This window comes from Cyclobacterium sp. SOCE241 (genome assembly GCF_056867545.1).
In genome coordinates this window covers 5844148-5868822 of the sequence record NZ_CP149779.1, presented here as the reverse complement: position 1 = coordinate 5868822, position 24675 = coordinate 5844148, and the positions used below count along the sequence as shown (strand labels likewise).

Sequence of the window (24675 nt, the reverse complement as noted above, 5' to 3'; positions counted from 1 at the left end):
TGCACTAAATTATATGATTTTTGCTCTCCTCCTCAACCTTTTATCCTGCTCATCTCCTGCAGATTATTCAGGTCAGGAAGAACCTGTGGCAGAAGAGACAATGGAGGATGTGTATACACTTACAACCAGCCAATTCAAGTCTTCAGAAATGGCTCTGGGAACCTTTGACAGTTCTTCATTTCATCAGATTATTAAAGCCATAGGTAAGTTTGATGTTCCACCGGAAAACAATGCGGCCGTTAGTTCCTACTTCCCGGGAACGATAAAGGATATCCGGCTTTTACCTGGTGAACAAGTTAGGAAGGGTCAAAAACTATTCACCTTGGAAAACCCTGATTTTGTTCAGATCCAGCAAGACTATTTGGAAGCAATGGGACAGCTTACATACCTTAAATCAGATTATGAGAGGCAGAAAAACCTGGTGCAGGATAAGGTGACTTCACAAAAAAACTACCTAAAAGCTGAATCTGACTATACCGTTACAAAGGTAAAAGCAGCCTCTTTGGCAAAAAACTATTATTAATGCATATAGACCCCAATACCTTAAACATGGATAATATTCGTACCTCAATACAGATTAGCTCTCCCATTGGTGGCTTCGTAACCCAAGTGGATGCAATGAGGGGACAGTTTCTGGAGTCTTCCCAAACAGCCATCTCAATTGTAGACACAGATCATATGCACCTTGAATTAAATATTTTTGAAAAAGATTTATCTAAAATTCGAAAAGGGCAAATCATCCATTTTAGAACACAGGAAGACAACAGCCAAAGCTATGAAGCTTTCGTTTATCTGGTAAATAAAACGGTAAACCCCGAAGACAGAACCATTGGAATTCATGGACATTTATCTGATGAGAATCTCAATCAAAGATTCAATCCCGGCATGTATGTAGAGGCAGAAATTTACACTAATACCACAAGCAAAATATCCCTTCCTCAGGAGGCTTTGGTAGACATGGATGGGAAATATTATGTATTGATTCTCAATAAATTTTCCCAAGATGTGTACTCTTTCACCAAAAGAGAAGTGATAATTGGCTTGAGTAATGACGGTAATGTGGAAATCTTAAATCATGCTGAGTTTTCAGAAAACACCCGGTTCCTGATAAAAGGAGCCTTTAATTTAATAACAGATTAAATGCTCGAATTGCAAGAAAAACTGCGCAATTTTGCCGAACTTCAAAGTTTACCTGTAAAACAATACGAGGGTAGAAGCTCTCGTATTGTTCTCTCTACTGAACCTGCTTAGGAAGAAAGGTATCCTTAATTCGGCGGGGAAATCCTTCCTTATTCAAAACCTACAAAGACAGTAGAAAATCCTGAAATTCTTGATTGTTAAAGTTACTCATTCCCTCCTGGTAAAATACAATTTCTCCTTCAGGGCTTACCACCAATGTAGTAGGGATAGCTTGACTTTGCAAAGAAGGGTTTAATCCATAGGCGGCATGAACGATGGGAAATGAATAATTCTTTTCTTTCACCAACTTAATGCTTTTATTAAAATCCTCATCCAAAGCAATCATTAAAAATTCTAAGTCTTCTTTTCCTTTCACTTTGTCATACAATTCAGAAATATGGGGCATTTCCGCCCGGCAAGGGGGACACCATGTTGCCCAAAGATTTATAAAAATGGTTTTTCCTTTATACTGAGACAAGCCCAACCTGTCTCCATTGGTATCTAAAAACTGACCTGCATAATCAAAAGCCTGTTTTTCTTTGTTTTCTAAAGTCACTTTAGGTTTTATCAATCCGGTGGATAGTACCAAGGACTGAATGCCTCCCATTATCGGAGTAATGAGGCCGGTAAAATATAGGGTCCCAAATACCAGCAACATTATGCCCCAACTTTTTATCTCTTTTCTCCAATTCATCTGAAATATTTTTTTAAATATAAATCCTATTTTTTAGTAATTGGTGACAAATCTCACGCTTAATTTACCGAAATCATTAGGACTTGTTTATTTTTGTTTAAAACGAATCCTATGAAAACAAAGTTAAGATTTACTTCATTTTTTGTCGCCCTATTAATATTCGCCTCTTTAAAGGGGAATGCTCAAGTGCATGTGGGCATTTACCATGAAGGCATACTTAGTCATATAGGAGTAGGAACGGATCCTGAAAAGAAAATTTTTGCTGAAGCCCGAGTGCTTGCGGGGGTATGGTAAATCCCTTCATGGGCTTGGAAGCTTTGGGACACTATAATTTTCGTCAAACTGATTGGTATAACCTGCATGGAGGCATTATGTTAGGGCATAATGAAATATCAGATGCTCAAGCAGGAATACCACTGGGTCTAAGTGTAAAACCGATAGCGAATCACCGTCAATTTACTCTGCTAATGGAGGGGACACCTATGTATAGTGCCTATGATTTCACCTTCAGGGCATTGATAGGCCTGCGGTACACCCTTAGCAAGGAATACTAGTCACCTTAGTATCCGTACTTCTTTCCCCAAAGTTTTTGCAGGTTTTTTCTTAAGTCATTTTCACGGGCATTTTGTCCGGGATCATAAAGTTTGGTCCCTTTTATCTTGTCCGGAAGAAACTCTTGAAAGGCAAAGTTATTTTCATAATCATGAGAATATTTGTAAGCCTTACCGTAGTTGAGATCCTTCATCAACTTTGTGGGAGCATTTCTGAGGTGAAGTGGAACAGGTAGATCCCCCTCCTGTTTCACCAATGCTTGGGCAGTGTTGATGGCCATATAACTTGCATTACTTTTGGGAGAAGAAGCCAGGTAAGTTACACATTGGGAAAGAATGATCCGTGACTCGGGATATCCGATAACATTAACTGCTTGAAAGCAATTGGTGGCAAGCAAAAGTGCATTCGGGTTGGCGTTGCCTATATCTTCAGAAGCCAAAATAAGGAGCCGCCTTGCAATAAACTTAACATCCTCTCCTCCTTCTATCATTCGAGCCAGCCAATAGACCGCAGCATTGGGGTCTGACCCTCTTATGGATTTTATAAACGCAGAAATAATATCATAATGTTGCTCTCCCGATTTGTCATAAAGGGCAACTTTCTGTTGCGCTACCTGCATGACCAACTCATTTTCTATAATGATCTCCTCTGATTTTATACTATCGATGACAATTTCCAGTAAATTAAGTAATTTTCTACCATCTCCTCCGGAAATCCGTAGCAGTGCATCTGTTTCTTTAAGCACCACCTTTTTTCTTTAAAACGGTATCATTCTCTAATGCCTGAATCATCATGGCTTCGAGTTCCTCCCTTCCCAAAGGGTTTAGGGTAAAAATTTGACACCTGGACAATAAGGCCGCATTGACTTCAAAGGAAGGGTTTTCTGTGGTGGCCCCTATCAACCTAATCACTCCTTTCTCCACTGCTCCTAACAATGCATCTTGCTGGGACTTATTAAACCGATGAATTTCATCTATGAAGAGGACTACCCCAAGTTGATATTTTGCTTTCTGTATTACTTCCCTAATGTCCTTAACTCCGGAACTAACTGCACTTAGGGTATAAAAAGGAGCTTTCACTTCATTGGCAATAATGTTGGCTATGGTGGTTTTCCCAACACCTGGAGGCCCCCATAATATTAAGGAAGGAACCGTGCCGGCTTTGATGGCCTTATGAAGGAATGTGTTAGGCCCGGACAAATGTTCCTGTCCAATCAACTGATCCAAGGTTGTCGGGCGCATCCTCTCTGCCAAAGGGGTTTGTTCCATAATTTTTAATAATTTATTCTAAAAAAAGGTATTCAATCCAATTCATTTTTCCCAACGCTTTATTCTACTTTCAAAAGCCTCAAGGTGTTGGTCTGTGAAATCCATATGGGTAACCATTCTTATTTGATCTCTACCGAACTTAACAGCCCATATATTTCTTTCTGTTAATTCATCCAAAAAGACTCTGGGCTAATTTGTGATAAGCGAGCTATCACTATATTGGTGGTTATGGGTAATACTTCTTTCACAAAGGGAGCTTTCTCTAGAATCTTCCCTACTGCTTTAGCTCTCTCATGATCCTCTTCCAATCTGAAAACATTGTGATCAAGGGCATAAATTCCTGCAGCTGCTAACATCCCTGCCTGACGCATACCACCACCCATAGCTTTTCTTATTTTTCTTGCTCTTTTTATTTCAACCCGGCTACCTAACAAAACGGAACCCACAGGGCAGCCCAATCCTTTGCTAAGACAAACAGAAATGGTATCAAACATTTTCCCCCATTCAAAAGGTCTTTCCCCTGAATGGACCAATGCATTAAATATTCTGGCACCATCCAAATGAAGTTTTAACCCGGTTTCCTTACAAAGTTGCCTAATTGGTCTTATTTCATCCAAGGTATAAACACTTCCTCCACCTTTGTTCATGGTGTTTTCCAAGGACACCAATGTGGTTTCCGGTAAATGATCATCATCCGCGTTAATCACCTGCCGAATCGCCTCCGCTTCAATTTTCCCTAGTTTTCCATCAAGTAGCTTTACGGATGCCAAGCTATTGGACATGATTCCTCCACCCTCGTATAAATAAATATGAGAGAATTGGTGACAAATCACTTCCGTTTGTGGGCGGGTGTGCAATTTAATAGCAATTTGATTGGTCATGGTCCCGGATGGGCAAAACAATCCAGCCTCCATACCAAATAACCCAGCCAATTTATCTTCCAAAATATTTACCGTAGGGTCTTCTCCAAACACATCATCACCAAGCCCTGCATTGAGCATGGTCTCTTTCATTTCCTTAGTTGGTAGCGTCAGCGTATCGCTTCTCAGATCCACTCTCAATTGATTATCATTCATGAATCCTTATCGTTTTTTCTAATGCTTTGCCCAAAAGATGTTCTGGTTTTTATATTGAGCAAGTCCTCAATATCAGATAGCTCAATATTCAATGCATTGTTTGAAATTTGGATTTCCACTAAGGAGATGCCCAGTGAAATTAACAAACAAAGCATACTTGCCATAAACACCCAATTGGCGGCGGTATCAAAGTCTTGATACAATAAAAACATACAAATCACACAAAGGAAAAAACTAATGACTCCATAAGTCTGCATGTTTTTAATCATGGTCAATCTTCGCTTTAGGTTTTTTATCTGTCCAATAATTACCTCCTCATCCATACTGCTTTCTTTGTATTCCTTGTGTAATCCCCTTATCAAGCTAGCCATGGCCAAAAACCTGTTGGTATAGGCCAACATCAGTAAAGTGATAGCAGAAAAAAGAAGTGCTGGGGTGGAAAGTGTCAGTTCCATAATTCATTAATTTTTAAATGGGTTTCCTAGATACTATCAAGAGCACTGAAAATAATAACAACATAAACATCATATCATCAGACAAGAAGTTGGTTTGAAATTCGGGGAATTTCTAATTTCTATTAACCAATTCAAATCCTAACTCCTCTTCAAAAGTTAAGCCACAATTTAAAACAAAAACCCCGTCAATTCCATGACGGGGTTCGGTTTATTTTAAGTTCCTGACTATTAAGAAACCTCTCCTAAAACGACAAGCTTTTCAAGAGTTGGGCTCTTACTTCCACCTTTTGGTTCAATAGTGATGGCAAAGGCTTGTGCATCAGAGGCTATATCCATTACTTGTAAGTCTAGCTTTTGTCCGGGATCTACCAATCCTATACCAATTGGTCCTTCTTCACCTATTGCCCAAAGTTGGTAGTCATTATTGGGATCAAGAGAAGCCAATTGATTGACAGAAAGTAATACTTCTTTACTCTCTTTATCCCAAAACACATCAACAGCTGCATCTTTTTGCATGGGAAATCCCTCACCTTTCATTAGGATTTTTCAAAATTCCCAGTGATAAATCTCTCCATCCCACTGTTCAGTTCATTTAATTTTACTTGATTGGTTTGCACTTCTTCAGCCAATATTGCATTTTGCTGCAAGGCAATGGCAAACCTTTCTTCCACGTCAAAATATTGGTTGGCAAAGTATATAGCAATTCCTACCGAAATTACCGCAACTACTGAAGCAGCAACAGCAAAAGTTTTCCATGGATTGGAGGCAGTCACATCTTTACTATTTATCAATTTTTCAGAAGAAGCCTTGACTTCTTCCGAGTTAATGGGAATAGGTGCTTTCTCCTCTATTTCGAGAGTGTCGAAAATTTTATCCTTCAACTTAGGTGAAGGGCTGACAGCTGAAGCTTGATCAATAGCATGCATGGCATCTTCAATGGCAAGAATTTCCTGATTGATTTCAGGATACTTCTTAGCCATAGCCAAGACCTCTTGTTGTTCTGTCTCATTGAGATCTCCCAAAACAAAGAGTTCCAATTTACCGGACGATATGTAGGCTTGGATATCCACTAGATTTTATCAGCTTTCTTTTTCAACACTTTTATGGCTGACCGAATTCTGGACTTAACGGTCCCCAATGGCAAAGCGTATTTCTCTGCCACCTCTGTATGGGTATATCCTTTAAAGTAAATACACTCCATTACGAAACGTTGTTCCTCATTCAAGTCATTCATCAACTCTTTTACACCAATTCCATCAACAGCTGCTGCTGTATCTGAAGTGCTTTCCATTCCATATACGTAAGCGTCTATGGTATTGGTCTTACTCTTTTGGAAAATTCTTTCGACCGGGTTTTATCTATCGCTGAATTACGGCAAATATTCGCCATCCAGGTATATAATCGCCCTTTAGATTCATCATAATTGTCAATTTTGGTGACGATTTTCACAAAAGCATCGTGAAAGACCTCTTCGGCGATGTCCCGATCAAAAATTATTCGGGAAATTACACCAAACAAAGCCGCAGAATATTTTTCGTACAAATATTCTTGGCTTTGTTTGTTTCTGGCCCTCAGCCCTTTTATTAATGCTTCTTCTTCCAAAAAGGATATTGGTCAATAATGACAATTATAAATTTTGAACTTACTCCTCTACCTTAAAGGTGGATGACCTCATCATATGCCGCCGCCGCCGCTTCCATTACTGCTTCAGACATGGTTGGATGTGGATGTACAGTCTTGATAATTTCATGTCCTGTGGTCTCCAATTTCCTGATGGCTACAATTTCAGCAATCATTTCAGTTACGTTGTAACCGATCATATGTGCTCCTAAAAGTTCCCCATATTTAGCATCAAAAATCAGTTTTACAAACCCATCTTTGGCTCCGGCTGCAGAAGCTTTTCCTGAAGCGGTAAATGGAAATTTACCAACTTTAATGTCATATCCGGCTTCCTTGGCTTTGGTTTCTGTATAGCCCACTGAAGAAATTTCCGGCAAGCAATAAGTACAGCCCGGTATGTTATTATAGTCTAGGGGTTCCGGATTTTGACCGGCAATGTTTTCAACACAAATAATTCCCTCAGCAGAGGCAACGTGAGCCAAGGCAGGTCCCGGTACAACATCGCCAATTGCATAATACCCCGGCATGTTTGTTTTGTAAAACTCATCCACTTTTATCTTACCTCTATCCACCAAGATTCCAACATCTTCAAGTCCACAGTTTTCTACATTAGAAACCACTCCAACAGCGGATAATACAACATCACAATCAATGTTTTCTTCACCACTTTTGGTCTTAACGGTAACTTTGCAGCCTTCTCCTTTGGTATCCACATTGGTTACCTCAGCACTGGTCATCACCTTAATACCTTTTTTCTTGTATATTTTCTCAAGTGTCTTGGACACTTCTTCATCTTCATTTGGAACGATACGATCCAAGAACTCAACGATGGTTACATCTACTCCTATAGAACTGTAAACATAAGCAAATTCAACGCCTATGGCTCCAGAACCTACTACCACCATTTTCTTGGGGAGTTTATCCAAGGTCATGGCTTTGCGATAGCCTACGATTTTTTCATTATCAATTTTCAAGGCTGGCAACTCCTTGGACCTTCCACCGGTGGCAATAATTATATTGTCTGCACTGTAGACCGTTTTATTGCCGTCTTTGTCTTCTACTTCCACTTTTTTGCCGGGCTGAATTTTTCCCCAGCCCATTAATTTTTCAATTTTGTTCTTTTTAAACAAAAATTGAATGCCTTTGCTCATTCCTTCAGCTACATTACGGCTACGCTTAATAATATTCTCAAAATTAACGCTTGCTTTTTCTACGGAGATACCATAATCCTCAGCATGGTTAATGTATTCAAATACCTGCGCACTTTTTATCAAAGCTTTGGTAGGAATACAACCCCAATTCAAACAAATTCCCCCTAGTTCGGCAGCTTCTACTACTGCAGTTTTTAACCCTAATTGAGAAGCTCTTATTGCTGCTACATATCCACCTGGACCACTGCCCAGAACAATGACATCGAATTTCGTTGAAGACATATTTTTGACTTTTAATTACAATTTTGCTATGCAAATTTATAATAAATTAGTTCAGAAAAAATTTGGTTTTACATATAAAAGTTAATATAAATCCAATTATTCATCAGGTCGGGTAACGTTCATCAAAATGTAAGGCTTACGAATTAATTATTCAGTAGCCCATATTTTATAATAAATAGCTATTTTTGAATTGAATTAAACAATAAAAACATTGACTATGGGATTACTTACAGGTAAAAAAGCCTTGGTAACAGGGGCTTCCAAAGGAATTGGCAGATCCATTGCCATCCGTTTTGCTCAGGAAGGTGCTGATGTGGCCTTTACATATTTATCTAGCGTAGAAAAAGGAGAAGCTCTTGAAAAAGAATTGGAAGCTTTTGGTATTAAAGCCAAAGGATTTCGCTCAGATGCTTCTGATTTTGCGGCCGCAGACAAATTAATTGGCGATACGGTGGCATTTCTGGGTGGAATAGATATCCTTGTAAATAATGCTGGAATCACAAGAGACAACTTATTAATGAGGATGTCAGAGGACAATTGGGATGAAGTGATCAATATTAATCTCAAATCTTGTTTCAATACTGTGAAGGCAGTAACCCGCACAATGATGAAAGCTAAATCCGGATCCATTATCAACATTACATCTGTAGTGGGTGTTAAAGGAAATGCCGGACAATCCAATTATGCCGCATCAAAGGCCGGCATCATTGGCTTTACTAAATCAGTAGCCTTGGAGCTAGGCTCAAGAAATATTCGTAGCAACGCAGTGGCTCCCGGTTTTATCGAAACAGAAATGACTGCTGTTCTTGATGAGAAAGTTGTGCAGGGTTGGAGAGATGCCATTCCTATGAAAAGAGGGGGAACTCCTGAAGATGTTGCCGATGCCTGTGTTTTCCTTGGATCGGACATGAGTACTTATATTTCTGGTCAAACACTTGAGGTAAATGGTGCCATGAACACTTAAAAACCACAAAAAAAACATTTTGTTTCAGCCCGGGGTTCTCACCTTGGGCTGCTTCATTTTGAAGCTAATTCTATTCCCATTAAAATTTAATCAATATGTTCTTCCCTCTTATTAAAGCAGATGAACTTATCCACCTTCACCGAACCGGCAAGCTCATTCTGATAGATGCACGCTTTCATTACCCTGCCTATTTGGAAGCCCATCTCGAGGGAGCAATTCATGTAGACTTAAATAAGGATTTATCTCAAATTGATGAGAATCCGGCAAATGGAGGTCGCCATCCATTACCTTCTCCAAAAGCTTTTGCAGAATTACTTGGACGACTTGGTATCTCTCCGGACAGCCATGTGGTTGTTTATGACGACAAACAAGGAGCCATGTCTGCAGCCCGTTTCTGGTGGATGTTAAAAGCTTTGGGACATGAAAAAATCCAGGTGTTGGACGGAGGGTTGCAAGCAGCCCAAAAACAAGGCTTTCCTTTAGAGCGTACATTCCCCCTTCACATGCTGTTCCCGCCTACCCTACCAGTCATTGGCAATCTCCTATTTCAAGCTTTCATGAAGTAAAAACAGTTTATAAGACCAAGGAAAAAATAATCATTGATGTAAGGGAAAGTGAGAGGTTTCGAGGGATTGTGGAGCCTATTGATAAAATTGCGGGACATATTCCGGGAGCTGTTTACCTTCCTTATTTAGACAACTTAGATGAAAAGGGCCTTTTTTTACCTCAAGATAAATTAAAAGAAAAATATTTAAAAACTTTTCAAGGCCAAGCATCAGAAAACATTATTGTTCATTGTGGGTCAGGAGTCACGGCTTGCCATTCCCTTCTTGCCATTTGCATTGCAGGACTGGATATGGCCAATCTATATGTAGGCTCTTGGAGTGAATGGTCTAGAAACAATTTACCGATCAGTACGGAAAAATAGTGCAATCAATGCGTACCTAAATTGATGCAAATTGCATTTAGTCGAATGATTGCTCCTATTCTGATTTGTCCTTAGGGAAGAAATGTCTTGGCTTTTAATCATTAAATTAAATCCATCCCTACAATTTTCATTTTCCTTCTTATTTTTGAAAGAAAGTATAAAAATGGATAGACAAACCCCAAAGAATAACCTGATGGATAGGTTTTTAAATGCCATCGAAAAAGCAGGAAATAAGCTTCCTGATCCTGCTGTTCTATTTTTAGCGTTATTGTTACTCACATGGTTGCTGTCTGCATTACTTGCACCTATTGATTTTGGAGCCATAGACCCGAGAACCGGAGAAAAATTGTTTATCCAAAATTTACTTACCGGGGAAAAACTGGCTGATTTTTTATCTCGAATGATTGCTGTTTTTATTAATTTCCCACCTCTAGGTGTGGTTTTATTGGCCATGTTAGGGGTTGGTGTAGCTGAATATTCAGGTTACATCAATGCAGGCCTAAAATACCTTCTCAGTTTTACACCACAAATTTTGTTAACGCCCATAATTATTTTGGTGGCCATCGTAAGTCATACTGCGGCTGATGCCGGGTATGTTTTGGTAATTCCGCTCGGGGGAATTATTTACTATGCTGCCGGCCGACATCCACTGGCGGGGATTGCTGCTACTTTTGCAGGGGTTTCCGGAGGATTTTGTGCCAACTTTATCCCTTCTGCCATAGACCCCTTGCTTCAAAGTTTTACTCAATCGGCTGCTCAGATAATCGACCCTAACATTACACTAAACCCACTAAATAACATTTTCTTTACAGGGCTTTCGAGTATTGTGGTGATCACAGTAGGGTGGTATTTAACAGATAAAGTCATTGAACCCAGACTAAAAAGAACAACAACTGTAGATGAAAACCTTTCGGATCTACCCAAAATGGAGCAGCTTAAGCCCGAAGAAAAACTGCATTTAAAATCGCAAGTTTGGTCATGGTCCTCGGTCTTTTTGGACTTTTCTTTTGGGCTTATCCGGAGGATTCCAGCCTAAGAAGTGAATCAGGAGAAATCACCTCCTTTGCAGCCCCTTTGATGCGATCCATCGTGCCTTTTATCTTTCTAATATTCTGGATCCCTGGTATAATTTTCGGCTTTTTATCTAAAAATTATAAAACATCTGCAGACGTTATCGCTTCCATGAGTAAATCTATGGGAGGCATGTCTCACTATATAGTCATGGCGTTTTTCTGTGCCCTATTTATTGATTCATTTGCTCAGTCAAATATCGGAGCCATGATTGCGTTAAAAGGAGCTTCCTTCCTCCAAAGCTTACACTTGCCTCCTCAGGTAACTGTTATCAGCATCGTATTTCTGAGCGCCATTGTTAACTTATTGGTAGGATCAGCCTCAGCAAAATGGGCTTTGATTAGCCCTATTTTTGTTCCTATGTTGATGCAGTTACAAATTTCACCGGATCTTACCCAGGCTGCATATAGAGTAGGTGATTCGGTTTCTAACATAATTACACCATTGAACCCTTATTTTCCCTTGGTGGTTATTTATTGTCAAAAATACATCAAGAAGACCGGAATAGGCACGTTGGTTTCAATAATGCTGCCTTACTCCTTATATTTACTGTTTATCTGGACGGTGTTCCTATTGATTTATTGGACGCTCGGCATTCCATTAGGTTTACAATCTTCCTATGAATATTTACCATAAAAAGGGGTTATGATGAAACGGTTTAATTCAGTTTTTCCCTTCATTTTCGCTTTTACATTATTTTGCCTTAATAGTATTCATGTATCAGCCCAACAATCGTTGAAGGCCTATTTGAAGACCATAGATAACAAGGTGTCATTGTCCTATATTATCCAGAATAAGCAAGGGAAAATACTTTCAATGTCTAACTCAGATAAAATAATCCCTTCTGCTAGTATTATTAAAGTACCATTGCTGATATATTTTATGCAAAAGGCATCAGAAGGGACTTTCTCACTGCAAGACCACTATCACCTGAAAGTCGAGGACAAGGTGGGTGGATCCGGAGAATTACAATTTAAACCTGCAGGGATTAGTGTAACTTATGAATACTTGGCTAAGGAAATGATCAGGGTAAGTGACAACACTGCCACTAATATTATAATAAAAAAGTTAGGATTGAAAGCCTTCCAAAAATGGATGAAGGAAAATGACTACTCAGCCACTCAGCTGAATAGATTCATGATGGACTTCGATGCAATAGAAAAGGGTAAGCAAAATTACTGTAGTTCAAAAGAAATCAACAGGCTTTTACTAGCCCTTTACAATGGAAACTTGCTTGCTGAAAATCCAAGCTTGAAAGTTATCGAATGGCTAAAAAACTGCGAGGATAACACAGGGTTACCCCACCTATTACCCGATCGGGTGGCCATTGCTCATAAAACCGGTACCTTGGATTATGTCCGAGGGGATGCGGGGATCATTTTTGGTGAAAAACCCATTTTCATTACAGTACTGGTTGAAAACTTCCCAGAAATAGCTGAAGCAGACAGTATCATTTCCACAATTGGTAGGCTGGCTTATCTGGAATATTCCAAGTAATTGATTGATTAAGGCATAATTTTTGGAATCAATGATTAAAAAAACTAACCTAAATTACGAAGTCATGAAAAATGAAGCTTTAATCAAAACTTTAAATGATTGTGCTGAAGCGTGTAATTTTTGCGCAGACGCCTGCTTGGAGGAAGAAAATGTTGCACATATGATTTCCTGCATTAGGACCGACCGGGTATGTGCAGAAGTTTGTTCGAGCACAGCCAAAATCCTTTCAATGTCTTATGGGCCAATTGACGAACTGCTGCGGTTCTGTGTCAATGTTTGTAGCAGATGCGCAGATGAATGTAGTCAACATGATCACGAGCACTGTAAAAATTGCGCAATAGCATGCACCGAATGTAAAGAGGCATGTGAGAAAATTTTGACAGGTTGAAAAGTATAGCGTAGCCTTCTCTTGGTACTCACTTATCAACCTTACAATTGAAATTTGCTGACTACCAAGCTTAAGGCTTCCATTCAAAATTCTTTACCAGGAAGTCAATTCCTATAGGCCGGCATAAATGATTATAATGATTCCTATGATAAAACAGGCAAACATACTTCGAAGCATGTTTTGAGTTCTTGTGGTAGCTCCTTTAAATTCTTTCCACACGAAGACTCCCCAAAATGCTGCCACCATGGTTGCTCCTTGACCCAGCCCATAGGAAATGGCCGGTCCTGCTTGTTCTGAGGCGATAATGCTAAAAGCCATACCAATGCACCAGATTGCTCCTCCTAAAATACCCACCAAGTGGACTTTAATACTTCCGGAAAAATAATCTCCATACGTCAAAGGAGTTCCATCTACAGGCTTCTTCATAAGGATGGTATTGAAAATAAAATTGCTCAATAATATTCCTAGGGAAAACACAAACACAGCGCTATAGGGAGTGAACTTGCCTACCTCCGGTAATTGAAAATTTAAGGACATGGATTGCTGAACTAAAAAATAGAAAAAAGACATTAAAACACCGCCGATCAAAGCCAGTTTAAGCCCTTTAGAAACATTTTTAGCTTGGTCCCTACTGTTTTTCTTATAAGCCAAAGCGTCCAAAATAATGGCCACCGTGACTAAGGCTACTCCTATAAACAACAATACCGGATCACCTTTCTGTTCAGAAATAAAATTGATCATGACTCCCAAAACCAAGGCAAGTCCAATGCCTACCGGAAAAGCTACAGCCATACCGGAAAGAGATATTGCTGCTACAATTAAAATATTGGCCAAGTTAAAAACAGCACCGCCAGCCAGAGCGCTCCAATAACTCGAAGGGGCTGCTTGGCTCAAATCATCCAAAAAGATCGACCACCTTCTCCTACACTCCCTAAGGTTAATCCAAAAACAAGGGACAACAAGACTATACCCAACACGTAATCCCAATAAAACAACTCAAAACGCCAGTTACCTTCTGCCAATTTTTGTGTATTGGCCCATGAGCCCCAACATAGCATGGTAATGAAACAAAAAAAGACAGCCAGAGGGTAATCGTTGATTATAAACATTGGTTAAGGGTTTTGTTAACTACAAATTAGTTGGCCAATAGCGATAAATTGATTGAAGCGATGAGGAGAAACAGTGTTTTCCTAAAAACATTAAGGGGTAACCAGTACATAGTTTTCCATCCTATCAAAGAAATCACCCATAATGGCTTCTTTGTTAAAATTTTCCCATATCATCACTTTTCTTGGATTATTAGGCCTTTCCTGCCATTCACCATCTACCAATAGGGGTGCAGGAATTTCTTTTTCTCAGCCCAAGAGGGATCCTTTACTATAGCAATGGCTGCCATGTCATACAAAGGTCTTGTTCCTGCTTCATCGTAAGTATGAATATTACTATACAGGTTAACGGAATAATCCCCGAAGTGATCGAAAGTATCACCATGTCTGCCTGTGACCGGATTGTCAGCCAAAGGACCTTTTCCCGGCATGATACTATTGATTTCAGCTCTATTGGAAGAAACTGCGGCGGTACCTGTTTCTTTTCCTCCTCTAACCAAAACCATCTCAAATGGTACATCAACATTTAAAATATAATTTAGCGAAGCTTCATCATTGTCTTGGTTGTACTCACCGGGATAGGGATAATTTGAACCTAACCATACGATTCTTACTTTATCGGCAATAGATGGATCTTTTTCTAATGCCAAGGCAATATTGGTCAATTTCCCTACCGGCAAAAGGATTAGTTTTTCATCTGCTTTTTTATGGGCCTCCTCTATGATAAAGTTGACCGCAGCAGCCCCATCAAAATCTGCCTTGTCCAAGTTTTGTCTGATTTCTTCAAACGAAGCATTTGCTCCTTTGTGCAAAGGCATGGATGAATACACATTACAAAGATCCATTACTCTTCTGGCCTCTTGGTAGTGTCCTTCAATATCCCCTCCATTTCGAGTAGTGTTAACAGTAATGCCGGCTACATCAAAAACATCTCCATTGAAAAATAAGTAAGCCATGGCATGTTGATCATCCAATTCGTTGTTCGCATCTGTATCTAATAGTACTCGATGTTTGGGGGTATCAGACGATTTTTGGCAGCTGGTAAATCCAAATAAAACCAAGCTTAATACAAAGACAATGTTAAACTTATTCATGAGCAGTATATAATGTAAGAAATATATTTTTTATAATTTCAGGCAATTAGACTTTGAGGTCTTTCAAAAATGGTACAGAGGCTTGCGCTCCATGTTTGGTCACAGACAAAGAAGCAGCCTTATTGGCAAAGGCTACTGCCTCTTCCCAATCCATCTTGTTGGATAAAGCAGTGGCCAAGGCACCATTGAAGGTGTCCCCTGCAGCTGTCGTATCCACCGCTTCCACCTCAGATGTGGCAATTGTACCGGAATAATCGGGTGTGGAAAGAAAGGCACCTGCAGCACCTAGGGTTATTATGACTACTTTAACCCCTTTGTCATGGAAAAAATCTGCCGCATGTTGCGCACTTTTTTCACCGGTAATATTGATACCTGTCAAAAATTTGGTTTCTGTTTCATTCGGGGTAATGGCATAAATTGAGGCATATAGTTTATCTGAAAGTTTATTAGCCGGAGCCGGATTCAAAATTACTTTCTTTCCCAGACCTGTGGCCTTTTGTGCTACATATAAAACGGTTTCCATAGGGACTTCTAACTGCAAAAGAATTACTTCGGCTTCCTGCACTAGGCTATAGTATTTATTGACCTGTCTTGTATTTAAAGCCAAATTAGACCCTCCTGCTACCACTATGGTATTTTCTCCAGACTTGTCAACTACAATTTGAGCCACACCTGAAGGTAATTTATTGTCAAGTACAACACCTTCCACATTCAGCCCTTCTTTTTTAAAATTCTCAATGGTTTGTTTTCCAAAAGATCGTTTCCTAATCTAGCCATCATGGCAACTTTGCCTCCAAGCCGTGCAGCGGCAACGGCTTGATTGGCTCCTTTCCCCCTGCATTTAGTAAAAAATTATGTCCCGATAATGTTTCTCCCGGAGCCGGAAATTTTTCTACTCTGATGACCATGTCTGTATTCGCACTTCCTACCACGAGGATTTTATGTCCCTGATTCATATTATCTCATCTGATCTCCCATAAATCTAATGACAATAAATTAAAAATACATAGAAAAGTAGGGGAATGGAGTAAATTCACTTTAAAATATTGTTTTCCATAGATTATAGAAGATAAGTTAATACTCCGCAACCATAAAGTATTGCAAAACCTGCATTATTTAAAGTGATCGAATTCTTAAATTAACAGGGGTTTGGTACAATTTTCAGCAATAAACAAGGAATATAATTTTGGTTAAAAACTGTTTTTGTATTTAATCAACAAAGGATTATCATTTTCCATACTTCCTTCCATTCTTTCGATTATCCTTTTTAACCTTCGGTATTTCTTAAAAAATTGTATACACTTGTCATGTAGATCCGTATGTATTATATCCAGATTCAAAGCAGCATTTTCATAAAAAATATATACATGTTCCGGATCAATGTCCCCAGGTTCCTTTAACCTATTCTCATTGATTAGACCCAATTCAAAATAAGCTTTTCCGAAAAGATCCTTGTATTCGGTTTTCAACCAACTGGGCTGAATTTGATTGATAGTTTTTACTAAAACTCGTTCAAAAACCTCCTTAGGTAAATCCTCTTTATTTTTAAGCGCAAGATTCACCCTCACGATTTCAAAGATCATTAGCATCAAAACCTCATTAATCATTATATTAGGATCTAAAAGTTTCTCCTTATTGATATAATCCCCATTAACTCTAATATAATCAGTGGTGATAGCCTCTATCACTTGAAAAAATTGAGGTCAAATAGCCCTTGAAAACCATTAATAACTTTTTTTACTCCTACCAAATTTAAAGTTTTGAAATAATAATGATTAGCGTCTACAGATTGTTCCATTAGGTCGTAGAGGACTGCGATACGAAAATTCAATTCAATTTCCTCATACCCCGAGTCTAATAAATCTTTTAATAGGGCTATGGATTCAGCATAATTCCCTTGGTAAAAATGCCGTATTGCAGAAGCCCATGAAATCATTTGTTTAAGTTTTGACCTAAACTCTTCTATAAAGGTTAGAAATTTAAAATTATCTGTTTTTAAACTGAAACCATCTCCAAAAAAATCAATATCCGGTTTTAATATTTTCAAAGTTAATGTGACTTCGTTAGGGCTCAACATTTTGCCCCAAATCACAAAATCTGCCATTTTTTCGTCACCAAACTTTTCAGCATCTCTATTAGTAAATTGAGTAAAGCCCGAAAACTTTTCATCCGGAACTCGTTCAATATTTAAATCGTACTCAGGGCATTGTTTTAGTTCCTTGCAGATGTGCTCCAATTCATCTTCCAATTGAGTGCACAGAGAATCTTGACAAAAAAAAGGCAATAAGACAATGTCTATCTCCAGGTCTTTTGAAAAACATTGGTGAATAAAATCATCAAAATTTTCATATCTACATAACTTAGCAATGGCATCAAGGGCCCTCATACTTGAAAAAGCTGGTGGATCCTTATCCTCCTCATCTTTTTCTCTTTAAAATACAAAGCTGCATTCCAAAAATCAGCAGCCACTTTGTTCTCATTAGATTTATAGGGCCAATATTTTTCTCCTAATAGATCCTCTACCAAATATCGAAGGTGCCACTTTTGATCCTTATTAACAGGTCCGACATCATTGAAAGGAATATAATCTGCTAATTCTTTAGAGTACCTGTCTTTCAAGGTATCAATGTACTTCTCTCTTTCATACAATAAAAATTGCTTTACTCTTTGTTCAACCTTTTTACCTAAAACATAAAATGGTTCATATCTCCATTTAATATTAGCGTCGTATCTATTGTTATTTTGGTATTTTTTAAATAGTGGATGACTTTCAATATAATCCAAATATGGCATACAAATATATTTTTATTAAGGGTTTACAACAGTAAAAAAATCATTTTAAATATAATTATAATCACCCAAAATCAAAATCAAATCAGCATCATTTAGTTTATCCTCTTGGCTTCTCCTTCTAGCCTCTTAACAAGTTCTTTTCACCTCTTTACAAATATTTTCATCCTCTCGGTGCAGTAAATTCCCCTCGTGAGTACTCTTTGTTTTTTAATATTTTTTCTTGTTTTAGGACCATTATTTACCCTATAATAGGTGTAAATGCCTGGGTTTCGATAAGATATTTTATAAGAATCTCTAGACGAAACTATAAGCCAGGAGGCTTGGATTGAGGTTTCAATTGACGACACCATTCACCTCAATCCATTAAATAAATCTTTTATATAGAACCAGAAAAAAATGTCAACTATCAAATTATTATTCGAAATCTTGTTGTTTTCAACCCTAGGAAGTCGTGACTATCCTGAAAGTGAAAAAACAGCAATTCCACAGAACCAAACTTACTTTAACAGCATTAGAAACGAAGACGATGCTGGGCGTGGAAAATTTTATTAACCATCAAATAAAATTGTGTATCCTTCAACTGATCAAAGAATGGATACCTTTCAACAATAGGACCTGGAAACCCAGGTCCTTTTTCCTTATTTGGGAAATCTAAATAATCAGGAGTGTCTATCTCCATTTTTAAACAGTTACAAGATAGGAAACAGCATATAATTGAAACAATAAAACTCGTGAACCTCCTATATAAATACGTAAAACCTACCATGAAGACCGTAAAAGTGAATTAACATGCTTCAATATTAGGTTTTACACAAGGATATATTGCATTTGTGGTAAAGATAAAAGATATTTATAAAACTCGATAAAGCAATTGCCCCTTGTTTACCCTTATAAGTTTCCTTTAAAATGAAAAGTGCTTCGCATACACCCTCTTTGAATATATTCCTAATAGCTTTATTTTTTGGGACTTTATTCTTTTATATTAGCCTCAGTGAAGCAAGGCAGTCTCCTATAGACAAAATAATTGACGCTAGCATAAACGAGGGGAATTATGAAGAAGCAAAGGTATTGCTTGAAAATGCTTTAAAAGAAGTAGATAATCAAGATACTACTCACCTAAGGCAATATGCTGGAGATTTAGGCTATGTATTGTTTCATTTAGGACAATATCAGAATAGCATTACTAACTATGAGCAGGCGCTTATCTATACAAGAGCACAAGGGGACCATCGTCGCACGAGCACCTTTTACGAAGTATAGGCTTGAATTATCAACTTTTAGGTCTATATGGTTTGGCTATTGAGAATTATCAGGAAGCACTTGATGCCCTCGCTCTGGGTCAAACGGACCTTGTACGAGAGGCTGCACTTTACAATTCCATGGGCAACCTATACCGAAATACACAAAATGAACCAAAATCACTTGACCTGTTGCATAAGTCTTTGAATATTTATAAAGACCTTGGAGACACCGTAAAGATAGCCAATGTGCTAAACAACCTGGGCGTTAATTTCCAACATTTCAACCATTTAGATTCAAGCCTTTATTATTTTAAATCAGTTCTAGGTTTGGTAGCGCTGGATATCAACTCACAAAAAAACATAGCTAAAGACAGATCTGCTACCTATAATAATATAGGTGTCGTTCTTTTGGACCAAGAAAAGATTGAGGAAGCTTTCCCTTATATTTTAAAATCTTACCATATCAATCATTTAAACAAAGACATCCAAGGTTTGGCGATTAGCCACAATAATTTAGCAGAATATTGGCTCAAAAAACGAGACCTAAAAATGGCATCCCTACACCTGGACTCTGGGCAGACTATTCTTAAGGAAACTACCGATAAGATTCTTTTGGTGGAAAATCTTGAATTACGGTTTAAGCTATTGGAACGTAAAAATCAATACAAGGAGGCACTTGCTACCTACAAAACCTTAGACTCCTTGAACAACCAACTGTTTCAGGATGAAAAACTAAAAGTAGAAGAAATAAGCAATATCTACCTTTTGCGAGAAAAGGAATTTGAGAACCAGAAAATAAGTCAGGAAGCTAAATTATTTGCACTACAGAGTAGTAAATTCCAACAGACCAGTTTGTTTCTTGCCCTACTCGGAATCATTTTAACCTTATTCCTATTTTGGGTTTTTAGGAATCTAAAACGACAGAAAAAGCTCACTCGAATTATTGGCGCCAAAAACGAGACCATTAGCCTCCAACAAACGGAATTGAGGCACCGTACCGCAAACAACATCATGCGCTTACAAAGCATTATTAAAGAAATCGCAAGAAGAGTTCCGGACAATGCCGCTCAACAGGAAATGCTAAGGTCCACACAGCTTTTGTATTCTGCCTCCTCCTTAGAAAGATATTTGTACAGTATAGACATACAAGACGAGAAGGAAGTCCCTTTACAGGAATTCATAAATGGCCTGCTACAACAACATAGAGATATGCTTGACAAGGAAAATAGAGCTGTGGAGATTGAGTATATCCAGTCAGCTGAAATTGTCCTTCCTGTAGCCTCAGTAATTCCAATATCAATGATATTAACAGAATGGATTTACAATAGCTTAAAGTATGCCTTTGAAGGAATTAGTCAACCTAAAATAACAATTGCTATTTATATCAATGGAAAAAATATAACCATTGACTATCAAGACAATGGCATAGGTATAAAACCTTGTGCAAGTAGAGGGACAGGTAGCCACCTTATTGAAAGGTTTGCTTTGGATCTTAAAGCACATATTAAAACCAAGGCACATCGAGGGACAAGGTATCAATTGGTTTTTAAAGCCATTGGCAAAAGTGTATTACCGAAGTAAGCTTCTAAAATAAAACCATAATTAATAAAAATGCCCATTCCTATGAAGATGAATCTTTTCCATTTCACGAACAATTTCAATAGGTTTACGAATTAATTTACGTAGTTCACGAAATTTTATACAGAAAGCTATAATTGTTTCTTACCTTGATAAAGGTAAACACAATTATATATAAATGTAATGCTAATATAAAAAAGAAGGCCTAATTATAATCAGACCTTCTTTCAACAAAAGCAAGATGTTTAGTTCCCCCTGCCAGGGGTATCTTCATCTCTCAATGATGACTCCTTTTTGGTTTCCTTTTTTTGCCAAAATCCTCATCACTAACTGATGATTTAGTTGTGGCATCCTTTGTATTACCAAAATTCTCATCGCTCACTGATGATTCAGTTTTGGCATCCTCTATTTTGCCAAAATCTTCATCATCAATTAAACTACAGCTACTAAAGGTAAATATTGAAATTAACAATAGAAGCTTTAACAACCAATTAATAGTAGACATAACCTTAGTGTTTAGGTTAAGCTTCTCTATTTAAAGGGCATTGCTCCATTCCGAGGAAGCGATCCGGTTTTTCACAATGCCCTGTAGCTACATTTCAAGACGATTCATAAGGTTTCCCTGAACACGTTGAGACGACTCCTTTTGAATCGCTTGTATACAAATATAGAGAATTCAACACAATTATGCAAGGATTTATAAGTTTTAACAGTTGTTTGTATTGAACTTTTAAATTATTTAAAATAAAATATTGTTGATGATGGATAGAAATTTGACCTTCATTTATAAGAATTTATGAACCATGTATAAATTGGTATCGGTCCATGTATAGAAATATTCAACCTATGAATAGAAATTATTAATTAAATTTTTTATCAAACTAAATGGAATAAACTTAAAAAAACACACAAGATAGATGTCTTACCGAAACCTAATTGAAAACAATCCGCTATTAATAAAGCATTGGGAGGAAGAAAACTACTTGTTCATTCCTCTTTACAAATTGGCTACTAAGGTCCAGGAAAAAGTGGTACAATTCATGGATTATGAGTATGAATCCAATAACTGCTACGGTTTTACGAATGATCCCAATAAATATGTCCCGTTAGGAGAAAAAGACAAAGTAAGTCAGGAATGTAGAGATTTTTTAATTTATCTATTAACAGACAAAAATCCAGAAGACTACCCATTTACTAATGATAGCAATAGAGCATGTTACCATTTTTGGCATGGGGCGAGAAAAGGTAAGTTCCGAGAAATAAAACCAGGTAAGCAGCCCCAGTTTCCAACAATAGAATTTCTCGATCAAGTATCTATTTTGGTAGGATATGAAAGTTTTAATTCCTTTATCCGAAAATATTTCTCCGCTTCTGAAAAAATAAAAGTAATACTATTGCCATTTTTGGAACCCTACTCACCAACCCAAATTGTTGTAGATTTATTAGAATATGAGTTAAACTTACTTCAAAAAGAATCCCTGTTGAATTTAGAAATTATCAAACAAATCCCTCTTAATGAGGATAAAATTGGTTGGAAAAATGCTAAGGAAATAGGTAAAACTTATCATGCTGATTTAGTAATTTGGGGAAGGCTAGACCACAATAACCAAATCCATCTTTCCAGCTATGCCTTAAAACCTGAAATTTGCTATTTCTGGGAGTCAAATACTCATGGACCAATAACCTTTAATCTTAATTCATTTCATGTTGAATTCCTGGAACCTATTAAAAATATATTTTTATGGACAACTGCAATTCGGCTTTCCCTAAGAAAAGACGACAGAAGGTCAATAAATATTTTCAGCAAGTTATTAAATAACAATTTTCGATTATTGGAAGTTAATCTCTGTTTATCTGTAGTTTACTATTATAAGAAATATACAAAATATGTTGACCACCATGTGATATCCACACTTTCTCTTGCTTTAGGTAGAAGTTATGAAGAAACTAAGCTAAAAATGAATCGAGAGAACCCTATGGATCACAAAAAAGGTTCAATCATTCATCAATTAGTCAGTAAATGGAATCTCTCCAGAGAAAATAGAGTCATAAATGAGAATCTCGATGAAAATAAACCCGGTAGAATTATATTTTTCGAATATATAGCAGCTGTAATACTTTTAGGATACAAAAATTTATTTTCATCAGAAGAATATGAGAAATTTCTTACCAAAATATTTAATAAAATTCAAATATTCTGGTTTAAATCTGAGTATGCAGAAGTATTTGGCTGTATTTACTTCGAAATGGGAATGGTAAAAGAAAATAAATTATCAAAAAACCCTAATATTGGGCCAGAAGACGTTTATAAATTATATAAAACAGCAATCCTACATTCAAATAATAAACATATTCATACGACTTGCAGAGAATTCTATATCAAATATGAACAATTTGACAAAATTAGAACGAAAATACTAGGTGACAACAAACATTCTGATGAGATTTTAGCCATCTACAAATAAATAGAGTATTTTAATAATTAAAATATAAATGTTTATTACTCAATCAAACTAATCGAACTAAATTAAGAGGTGAAAAATGTGGTATTAAGGACAAATATATGTTTACCCATTATACCACATTACCTTGGATATTGAAATTAGTTAAGACTAATCCTATTCCAACCCAAACTCCATCTTCAACTCCACAGCTCCTGCTTTGTAGTTGGTCTGATTAATAGTTAGGATCATTTTTGAGGCAGTTAGGGTATTGATTAGGAATTTATCGGGGCCACCATTCAGTAATACCTCCGATTCGGAGGAATTAAAAGCCCATGTCCCGGTTTCTTGTACCGAAAGTAAAGCACCTCTTGCAGTATAGCTGTTGGAAGCCGTAAACCTAATCGTGTAGCCATCCGTAGGTTGGTCAGAACCATTGGCCGTAAGTTTAATTAAATTCCAGTTTTGGGTTAGTAGTTCTGTCTTGGTTTTTCCTTTGGAGGTTCTGGCTTTGGGTCATCATCATCCTTACAGGAAAAAAGGCTAACCAATAGTAGTAAAGAAGTAAAATACAATAGCTTATTAATCAATTTCATGGCGAAGTATTTTTAATTTTGAATGGAGGTATAGGAGAGCGATACATAAATCGCTCTCCTTTTATTTTAGTGGTTTATAATAAGCCTTCGGACAACAAAAACCCTGTATCCTTGGATTTCTATCAGGTAGACGCCCGAATTAAAGCCGGATAAGTCAATGAAATTGTTTTCCTTATGTTGGTATTCCAACGTTACTCGGCTTTTACCATTGACATCATTAATGGTCAATTCGTAGGTTTCTCCTATGGTAAGCCCATCGATGGAGAAGCTATTTTTGGCCGGATTAGGGAACAGTTTTACCAACCCTTTAGCACCTGGTCTTTCTTCTAAATCTGTCAAGGTTTGTTCCTCGGAAATACTGCTACAATCATCTACTGTAACCATTACCGAATAAGCTCCGCCTTCAGATAAGTTAATTTCATCTTGATCAGCTCCTGAAATATCCGAACCGTCTAGTTTCCATTGATAAGTACTCCCTATAGGTGCATTTTTTACTTTAAGTACCAGCTCGGGAGAAAATTCAGAACCAATGATTTCTATTTCAGGAACAGGTGGCGCAACGCAAAAACTATTGGTTTTCTCTTCAGCGGCAGCATAATTGTCATTACCACTTTGACTGGCTTCAATGATTACTTTCCCTGCCCCCGTGAGGCTAACAGTCTTACCACTTACAGTTGCCGGCCCGCTGAGCACGGTAAAGC

27 protein-coding genes and 5 pseudogenes are annotated in these 24675 nt (G+C 37.6%); 13 read left to right on the top strand and 19 right to left on the bottom strand.

Annotated elements, in window-relative coordinates:
* The first annotated feature begins 13 nt into the window (after positions 1-13).
* Positions 14-523: a hypothetical protein gene (locus WG932_RS29800; RefSeq protein WP_483086313.1), complete on the top strand. Its 510-nt coding sequence runs from the start codon at positions 14-16 to the stop codon at positions 521-523.
* The gene (locus tag WG932_RS29795; RefSeq protein ID WP_483086312.1) at positions 523-1140 is read left to right on the top strand and encodes an efflux RND transporter periplasmic adaptor subunit; all 618 of its coding nucleotides are present in this window, start codon (positions 523-525) and stop codon (positions 1138-1140) included. The genes WG932_RS29800 and WG932_RS29795 overlap by 1 nt, the downstream gene beginning before the upstream one ends.
* Before the next feature lie 160 nt (positions 1141-1300).
* Here WG932_RS29795 and WG932_RS29790 read toward each other — a convergent pair whose 3' ends face one another.
* Positions 1301-1873, bottom strand: coding sequence for a TlpA family protein disulfide reductase (locus WG932_RS29790; RefSeq protein ID WP_483086311.1), 573 nt, complete (start codon positions 1871-1873; stop codon positions 1301-1303).
* 111 nt (positions 1874-1984) lie between these two features.
* Here WG932_RS29790 and WG932_RS29785 point away from each other — a divergent pair, with 111 nt between their 5' ends.
* Positions 1985-2167, top strand: coding sequence for a hypothetical protein (locus tag WG932_RS29785; protein WP_483086310.1), 183 nt, complete (start codon positions 1985-1987; stop codon positions 2165-2167).
* On the top strand, positions 2161-2427 hold the full coding sequence (locus WG932_RS29780) for a hypothetical protein (protein ID WP_483086309.1): 267 nt from the start codon (positions 2161-2163) through the stop codon (positions 2425-2427). The genes WG932_RS29785 and WG932_RS29780 overlap by 7 nt, the downstream gene beginning before the upstream one ends.
* A 5-nt stretch (positions 2428-2432) precedes the next feature.
* Here the strand turns inward: WG932_RS29780 and WG932_RS29775 are convergent.
* From WG932_RS29775 to lpdA, 8 genes and pseudogenes are all read right to left on the bottom strand, one after another.
* Positions 2433-3693: pseudogene (locus tag WG932_RS29775) on the bottom strand (replication-associated recombination protein A).
* A 42-nt stretch (positions 3694-3735) separates the two neighbouring features.
* Positions 3736-4769: pseudogene (locus WG932_RS29770) on the bottom strand (threonine aldolase family protein).
* Positions 4766-5224, bottom strand: coding sequence for a DUF2721 domain-containing protein (locus WG932_RS29765; RefSeq protein WP_014021226.1), 459 nt, complete (start codon positions 5222-5224; stop codon positions 4766-4768). The pseudogene WG932_RS29770 and the gene WG932_RS29765 overlap by 4 nt, the downstream one beginning before the upstream one ends.
* A gap of 228 nt (positions 5225-5452) precedes the next feature.
* Positions 5453-5761, bottom strand: a complete 309-nt coding sequence (locus WG932_RS29760) for an anti-sigma factor domain-containing protein (protein ID WP_483086308.1) — start codon at positions 5759-5761, stop codon at positions 5453-5455.
* Positions 5761-6294, bottom strand: coding sequence for a hypothetical protein (locus WG932_RS29755; protein WP_483086307.1), 534 nt, complete (start codon positions 6292-6294; stop codon positions 5761-5763). Before WG932_RS29755 ends, WG932_RS29760 begins: the two co-directional genes overlap by 1 nt.
* Positions 6294-6515, bottom strand: a complete 222-nt coding sequence (locus tag WG932_RS29750; RefSeq protein WP_483086306.1) for a sigma factor-like helix-turn-helix DNA-binding protein — start codon at positions 6513-6515, stop codon at positions 6294-6296. Before WG932_RS29750 ends, WG932_RS29755 begins: the two co-directional genes overlap by 1 nt.
* 17 nt (positions 6516-6532) lie before the next feature.
* Entirely contained in the window at positions 6533-6826 is a 294-nt protein-coding gene (locus tag WG932_RS29745; protein WP_483086305.1) for an RNA polymerase sigma factor, read from the bottom strand.
* A 53-nt stretch (positions 6827-6879) separates the two neighbouring features.
* Positions 6880-8277: a dihydrolipoyl dehydrogenase gene (gene lpdA / locus WG932_RS29740; RefSeq protein ID WP_014021223.1), complete on the bottom strand. Its 1398-nt coding sequence runs from the start codon at positions 8275-8277 to the stop codon at positions 6880-6882.
* 217 nt (positions 8278-8494) lie between these two features.
* Here lpdA and fabG point away from each other — a divergent pair, with 217 nt between their 5' ends.
* From fabG to WG932_RS29710, 6 genes and pseudogenes are all read left to right on the top strand, one after another.
* Positions 8495-9241: a 3-oxoacyl-[acyl-carrier-protein] reductase gene (gene fabG / locus WG932_RS29735; protein ID WP_014021222.1), complete on the top strand. Its 747-nt coding sequence runs from the start codon at positions 8495-8497 to the stop codon at positions 9239-9241.
* 95 nt (positions 9242-9336) lie between these two features.
* The gene (locus WG932_RS29730) at positions 9337-9807 is read left to right on the top strand and encodes a sulfurtransferase (RefSeq protein WP_483086304.1); all 471 of its coding nucleotides are present in this window, start codon (positions 9337-9339) and stop codon (positions 9805-9807) included.
* Positions 9732-10169, top strand: coding sequence for a sulfurtransferase (locus WG932_RS29725; RefSeq protein WP_483088749.1), 438 nt, complete (start codon positions 9732-9734; stop codon positions 10167-10169). The genes WG932_RS29730 and WG932_RS29725 overlap by 76 nt, the downstream gene beginning before the upstream one ends.
* Positions 10170-10251: 82 nt before the next feature.
* Positions 10252-11876 (top strand): annotated as a pseudogene (locus tag WG932_RS29720) (AbgT family transporter).
* Between the two features lie 111 nt (positions 11877-11987).
* Positions 11988-12737, top strand: coding sequence for a serine hydrolase (locus WG932_RS29715; RefSeq protein WP_483086303.1), 750 nt, complete (start codon positions 11988-11990; stop codon positions 12735-12737).
* Positions 12738-12768: 31 nt separating this feature from the next.
* Entirely contained in the window at positions 12769-13125 is a 357-nt protein-coding gene (locus tag WG932_RS29710) for a four-helix bundle copper-binding protein (protein ID WP_483088748.1), read from the top strand.
* A gap of 111 nt (positions 13126-13236) precedes the next feature.
* On the opposite strand, the pseudogene WG932_RS29705 reads toward WG932_RS29710, so the two are convergent.
* From WG932_RS29705 to WG932_RS29670, 8 genes and pseudogenes are all read right to left on the bottom strand, one after another.
* A pseudogene (locus tag WG932_RS29705) lies at positions 13237-14234 on the bottom strand (GRP family sugar transporter).
* A 90-nt stretch (positions 14235-14324) separates the two neighbouring features.
* The gene (locus WG932_RS29700) at positions 14325-14456 is read right to left on the bottom strand and encodes a hypothetical protein (protein WP_483086302.1); all 132 of its coding nucleotides are present in this window, start codon (positions 14454-14456) and stop codon (positions 14325-14327) included.
* A complete protein-coding gene (locus tag WG932_RS29695; RefSeq protein ID WP_483086301.1) occupies positions 14450-15325 on the bottom strand; it encodes a nucleoside hydrolase in 876 nt (291 codons plus the stop codon). The genes WG932_RS29700 and WG932_RS29695 overlap by 7 nt, the downstream gene beginning before the upstream one ends.
* Before the next feature lie 46 nt (positions 15326-15371).
* Positions 15372-16102: pseudogene (locus WG932_RS29690) on the bottom strand (PfkB family carbohydrate kinase).
* Positions 16102-16281 carry a hypothetical protein gene (locus WG932_RS29685; RefSeq protein WP_483086300.1) on the bottom strand — a complete coding sequence of 60 codons (180 nt, stop codon included), beginning with the start codon at positions 16279-16281 and terminating at the stop codon, positions 16102-16104. The pseudogene WG932_RS29690 and the gene WG932_RS29685 overlap by 1 nt, the downstream one beginning before the upstream one ends.
* A gap of 234 nt (positions 16282-16515) precedes the next feature.
* Positions 16516-17013: a hypothetical protein gene (locus WG932_RS29680; protein WP_483086299.1), complete on the bottom strand. Its 498-nt coding sequence runs from the start codon at positions 17011-17013 to the stop codon at positions 16516-16518.
* Complete coding sequence (locus tag WG932_RS29675; RefSeq protein ID WP_483086298.1) at positions 17010-17711, bottom strand: hypothetical protein; 702 nt, start codon at positions 17709-17711, stop codon at positions 17010-17012. Before WG932_RS29675 ends, WG932_RS29680 begins: the two co-directional genes overlap by 4 nt.
* Positions 17708-18118 (bottom strand): hypothetical protein, encoded by a 411-nt coding sequence (locus WG932_RS29670; RefSeq protein WP_483086297.1) that lies wholly within the window; start codon positions 18116-18118, stop codon positions 17708-17710. The genes WG932_RS29675 and WG932_RS29670 overlap by 4 nt, the downstream gene beginning before the upstream one ends.
* Positions 18119-19024: 906 nt before the next feature.
* On the opposite strand from WG932_RS29670, the gene WG932_RS29665 reads away from it, so the two are divergent.
* Together WG932_RS29665 and WG932_RS29660 are read left to right on the top strand one after the other, a co-directional pair.
* Positions 19025-19378 carry a tetratricopeptide repeat protein gene (locus WG932_RS29665; RefSeq protein ID WP_483086296.1) on the top strand — a complete coding sequence of 118 codons (354 nt, stop codon included), beginning with the start codon at positions 19025-19027 and terminating at the stop codon, positions 19376-19378.
* A 2-nt stretch (positions 19379-19380) separates the two neighbouring features.
* Positions 19381-20940, top strand: a complete 1560-nt coding sequence (locus tag WG932_RS29660) for a tetratricopeptide repeat-containing sensor histidine kinase (protein WP_483086295.1) — start codon at positions 19381-19383, stop codon at positions 20938-20940.
* 274 nt (positions 20941-21214) lie between these two features.
* Here WG932_RS29660 and WG932_RS29655 read toward each other — a convergent pair whose 3' ends face one another.
* On the bottom strand, positions 21215-21442 hold the full coding sequence (locus WG932_RS29655) for a hypothetical protein (RefSeq protein ID WP_483086294.1): 228 nt from the start codon (positions 21440-21442) through the stop codon (positions 21215-21217).
* A 535-nt stretch (positions 21443-21977) separates the two neighbouring features.
* On the opposite strand from WG932_RS29655, the gene WG932_RS29650 reads away from it, so the two are divergent.
* A complete protein-coding gene (locus WG932_RS29650; RefSeq protein ID WP_483086293.1) occupies positions 21978-23402 on the top strand; it encodes a hypothetical protein in 1425 nt (474 codons plus the stop codon).
* Positions 23403-24040: 638 nt separating this feature from the next.
* Here WG932_RS29650 and WG932_RS29645 read toward each other — a convergent pair.
* Positions 24041-24667 carry a T9SS type A sorting domain-containing protein gene (locus tag WG932_RS29645; protein ID WP_483086292.1) on the bottom strand — a complete coding sequence of 209 codons (627 nt, stop codon included), beginning with the start codon at positions 24665-24667 and terminating at the stop codon, positions 24041-24043.
* Positions 24668-24675 lie beyond the last annotated feature (8 nt).

Excerpts from the sequence above, each read along its gene's own strand:
- WG932_RS29800 (WP_483086313.1), top strand. The coding sequence starts at position 14 with ATGATTTTTGCTCTCCTCCTCAACCTTTTATCCTGCTCATCTCCTGCA.
- WG932_RS29795 (WP_483086312.1), top strand. The coding sequence starts at position 523 with ATGCATATAGACCCCAATACCTTAAACATGGATAATATTCGTACCTCA.
- WG932_RS29790 (WP_483086311.1), bottom strand. The coding sequence starts at position 1,873 with ATGAATTGGAGAAAAGAGATAAAAAGTTGGGGCATAATGTTGCTGGTA.
- WG932_RS29785 (WP_483086310.1), top strand. The coding sequence starts at position 1,985 with ATGAAAACAAAGTTAAGATTTACTTCATTTTTTGTCGCCCTATTAATA.
- WG932_RS29780 (WP_483086309.1), top strand. The coding sequence starts at position 2,161 with ATGGTAAATCCCTTCATGGGCTTGGAAGCTTTGGGACACTATAATTTT.
- WG932_RS29765 (WP_014021226.1), bottom strand. The coding sequence starts at position 5,224 with ATGGAACTGACACTTTCCACCCCAGCACTTCTTTTTTCTGCTATCACT.
- WG932_RS29760 (WP_483086308.1), bottom strand. The coding sequence starts at position 5,761 with ATGAAAGGTGAGGGATTTCCCATGCAAAAAGATGCAGCTGTTGATGTG.
- WG932_RS29750 (WP_483086306.1), bottom strand. The coding sequence starts at position 6,515 with ATGGAAAGCACTTCAGATACAGCAGCAGCTGTTGATGGAATTGGTGTA.
- lpdA (WP_014021223.1), bottom strand. The coding sequence starts at position 8,277 with ATGTCTTCAACGAAATTCGATGTCATTGTTCTGGGCAGTGGTCCAGGT.
- fabG (WP_014021222.1), top strand. The coding sequence starts at position 8,495 with ATGGGATTACTTACAGGTAAAAAAGCCTTGGTAACAGGGGCTTCCAAA.
- WG932_RS29730 (WP_483086304.1), top strand. The coding sequence starts at position 9,337 with ATGTTCTTCCCTCTTATTAAAGCAGATGAACTTATCCACCTTCACCGA.
- WG932_RS29710 (WP_483088748.1), top strand. The coding sequence starts at position 12,769 with ATGATTAAAAAAACTAACCTAAATTACGAAGTCATGAAAAATGAAGCT.
- WG932_RS29695 (WP_483086301.1), bottom strand. The coding sequence starts at position 15,325 with ATGAATAAGTTTAACATTGTCTTTGTATTAAGCTTGGTTTTATTTGGA.
- WG932_RS29685 (WP_483086300.1), bottom strand. The coding sequence starts at position 16,281 with ATGAATCAGGGACATAAAATCCTCGTGGTAGGAAGTGCGAATACAGAC.
- WG932_RS29675 (WP_483086298.1), bottom strand. The coding sequence starts at position 17,711 with ATGAGGGCCCTTGATGCCATTGCTAAGTTATGTAGATATGAAAATTTT.
- WG932_RS29670 (WP_483086297.1), bottom strand. The coding sequence starts at position 18,118 with ATGCCATATTTGGATTATATTGAAAGTCATCCACTATTTAAAAAATAC.
- WG932_RS29665 (WP_483086296.1), top strand. The coding sequence starts at position 19,025 with ATGAAAAGTGCTTCGCATACACCCTCTTTGAATATATTCCTAATAGCT.
- WG932_RS29655 (WP_483086294.1), bottom strand. The coding sequence starts at position 21,442 with ATGTCTACTATTAATTGGTTGTTAAAGCTTCTATTGTTAATTTCAATA.
- WG932_RS29650 (WP_483086293.1), top strand. The coding sequence starts at position 21,978 with ATGGATTATGAGTATGAATCCAATAACTGCTACGGTTTTACGAATGAT.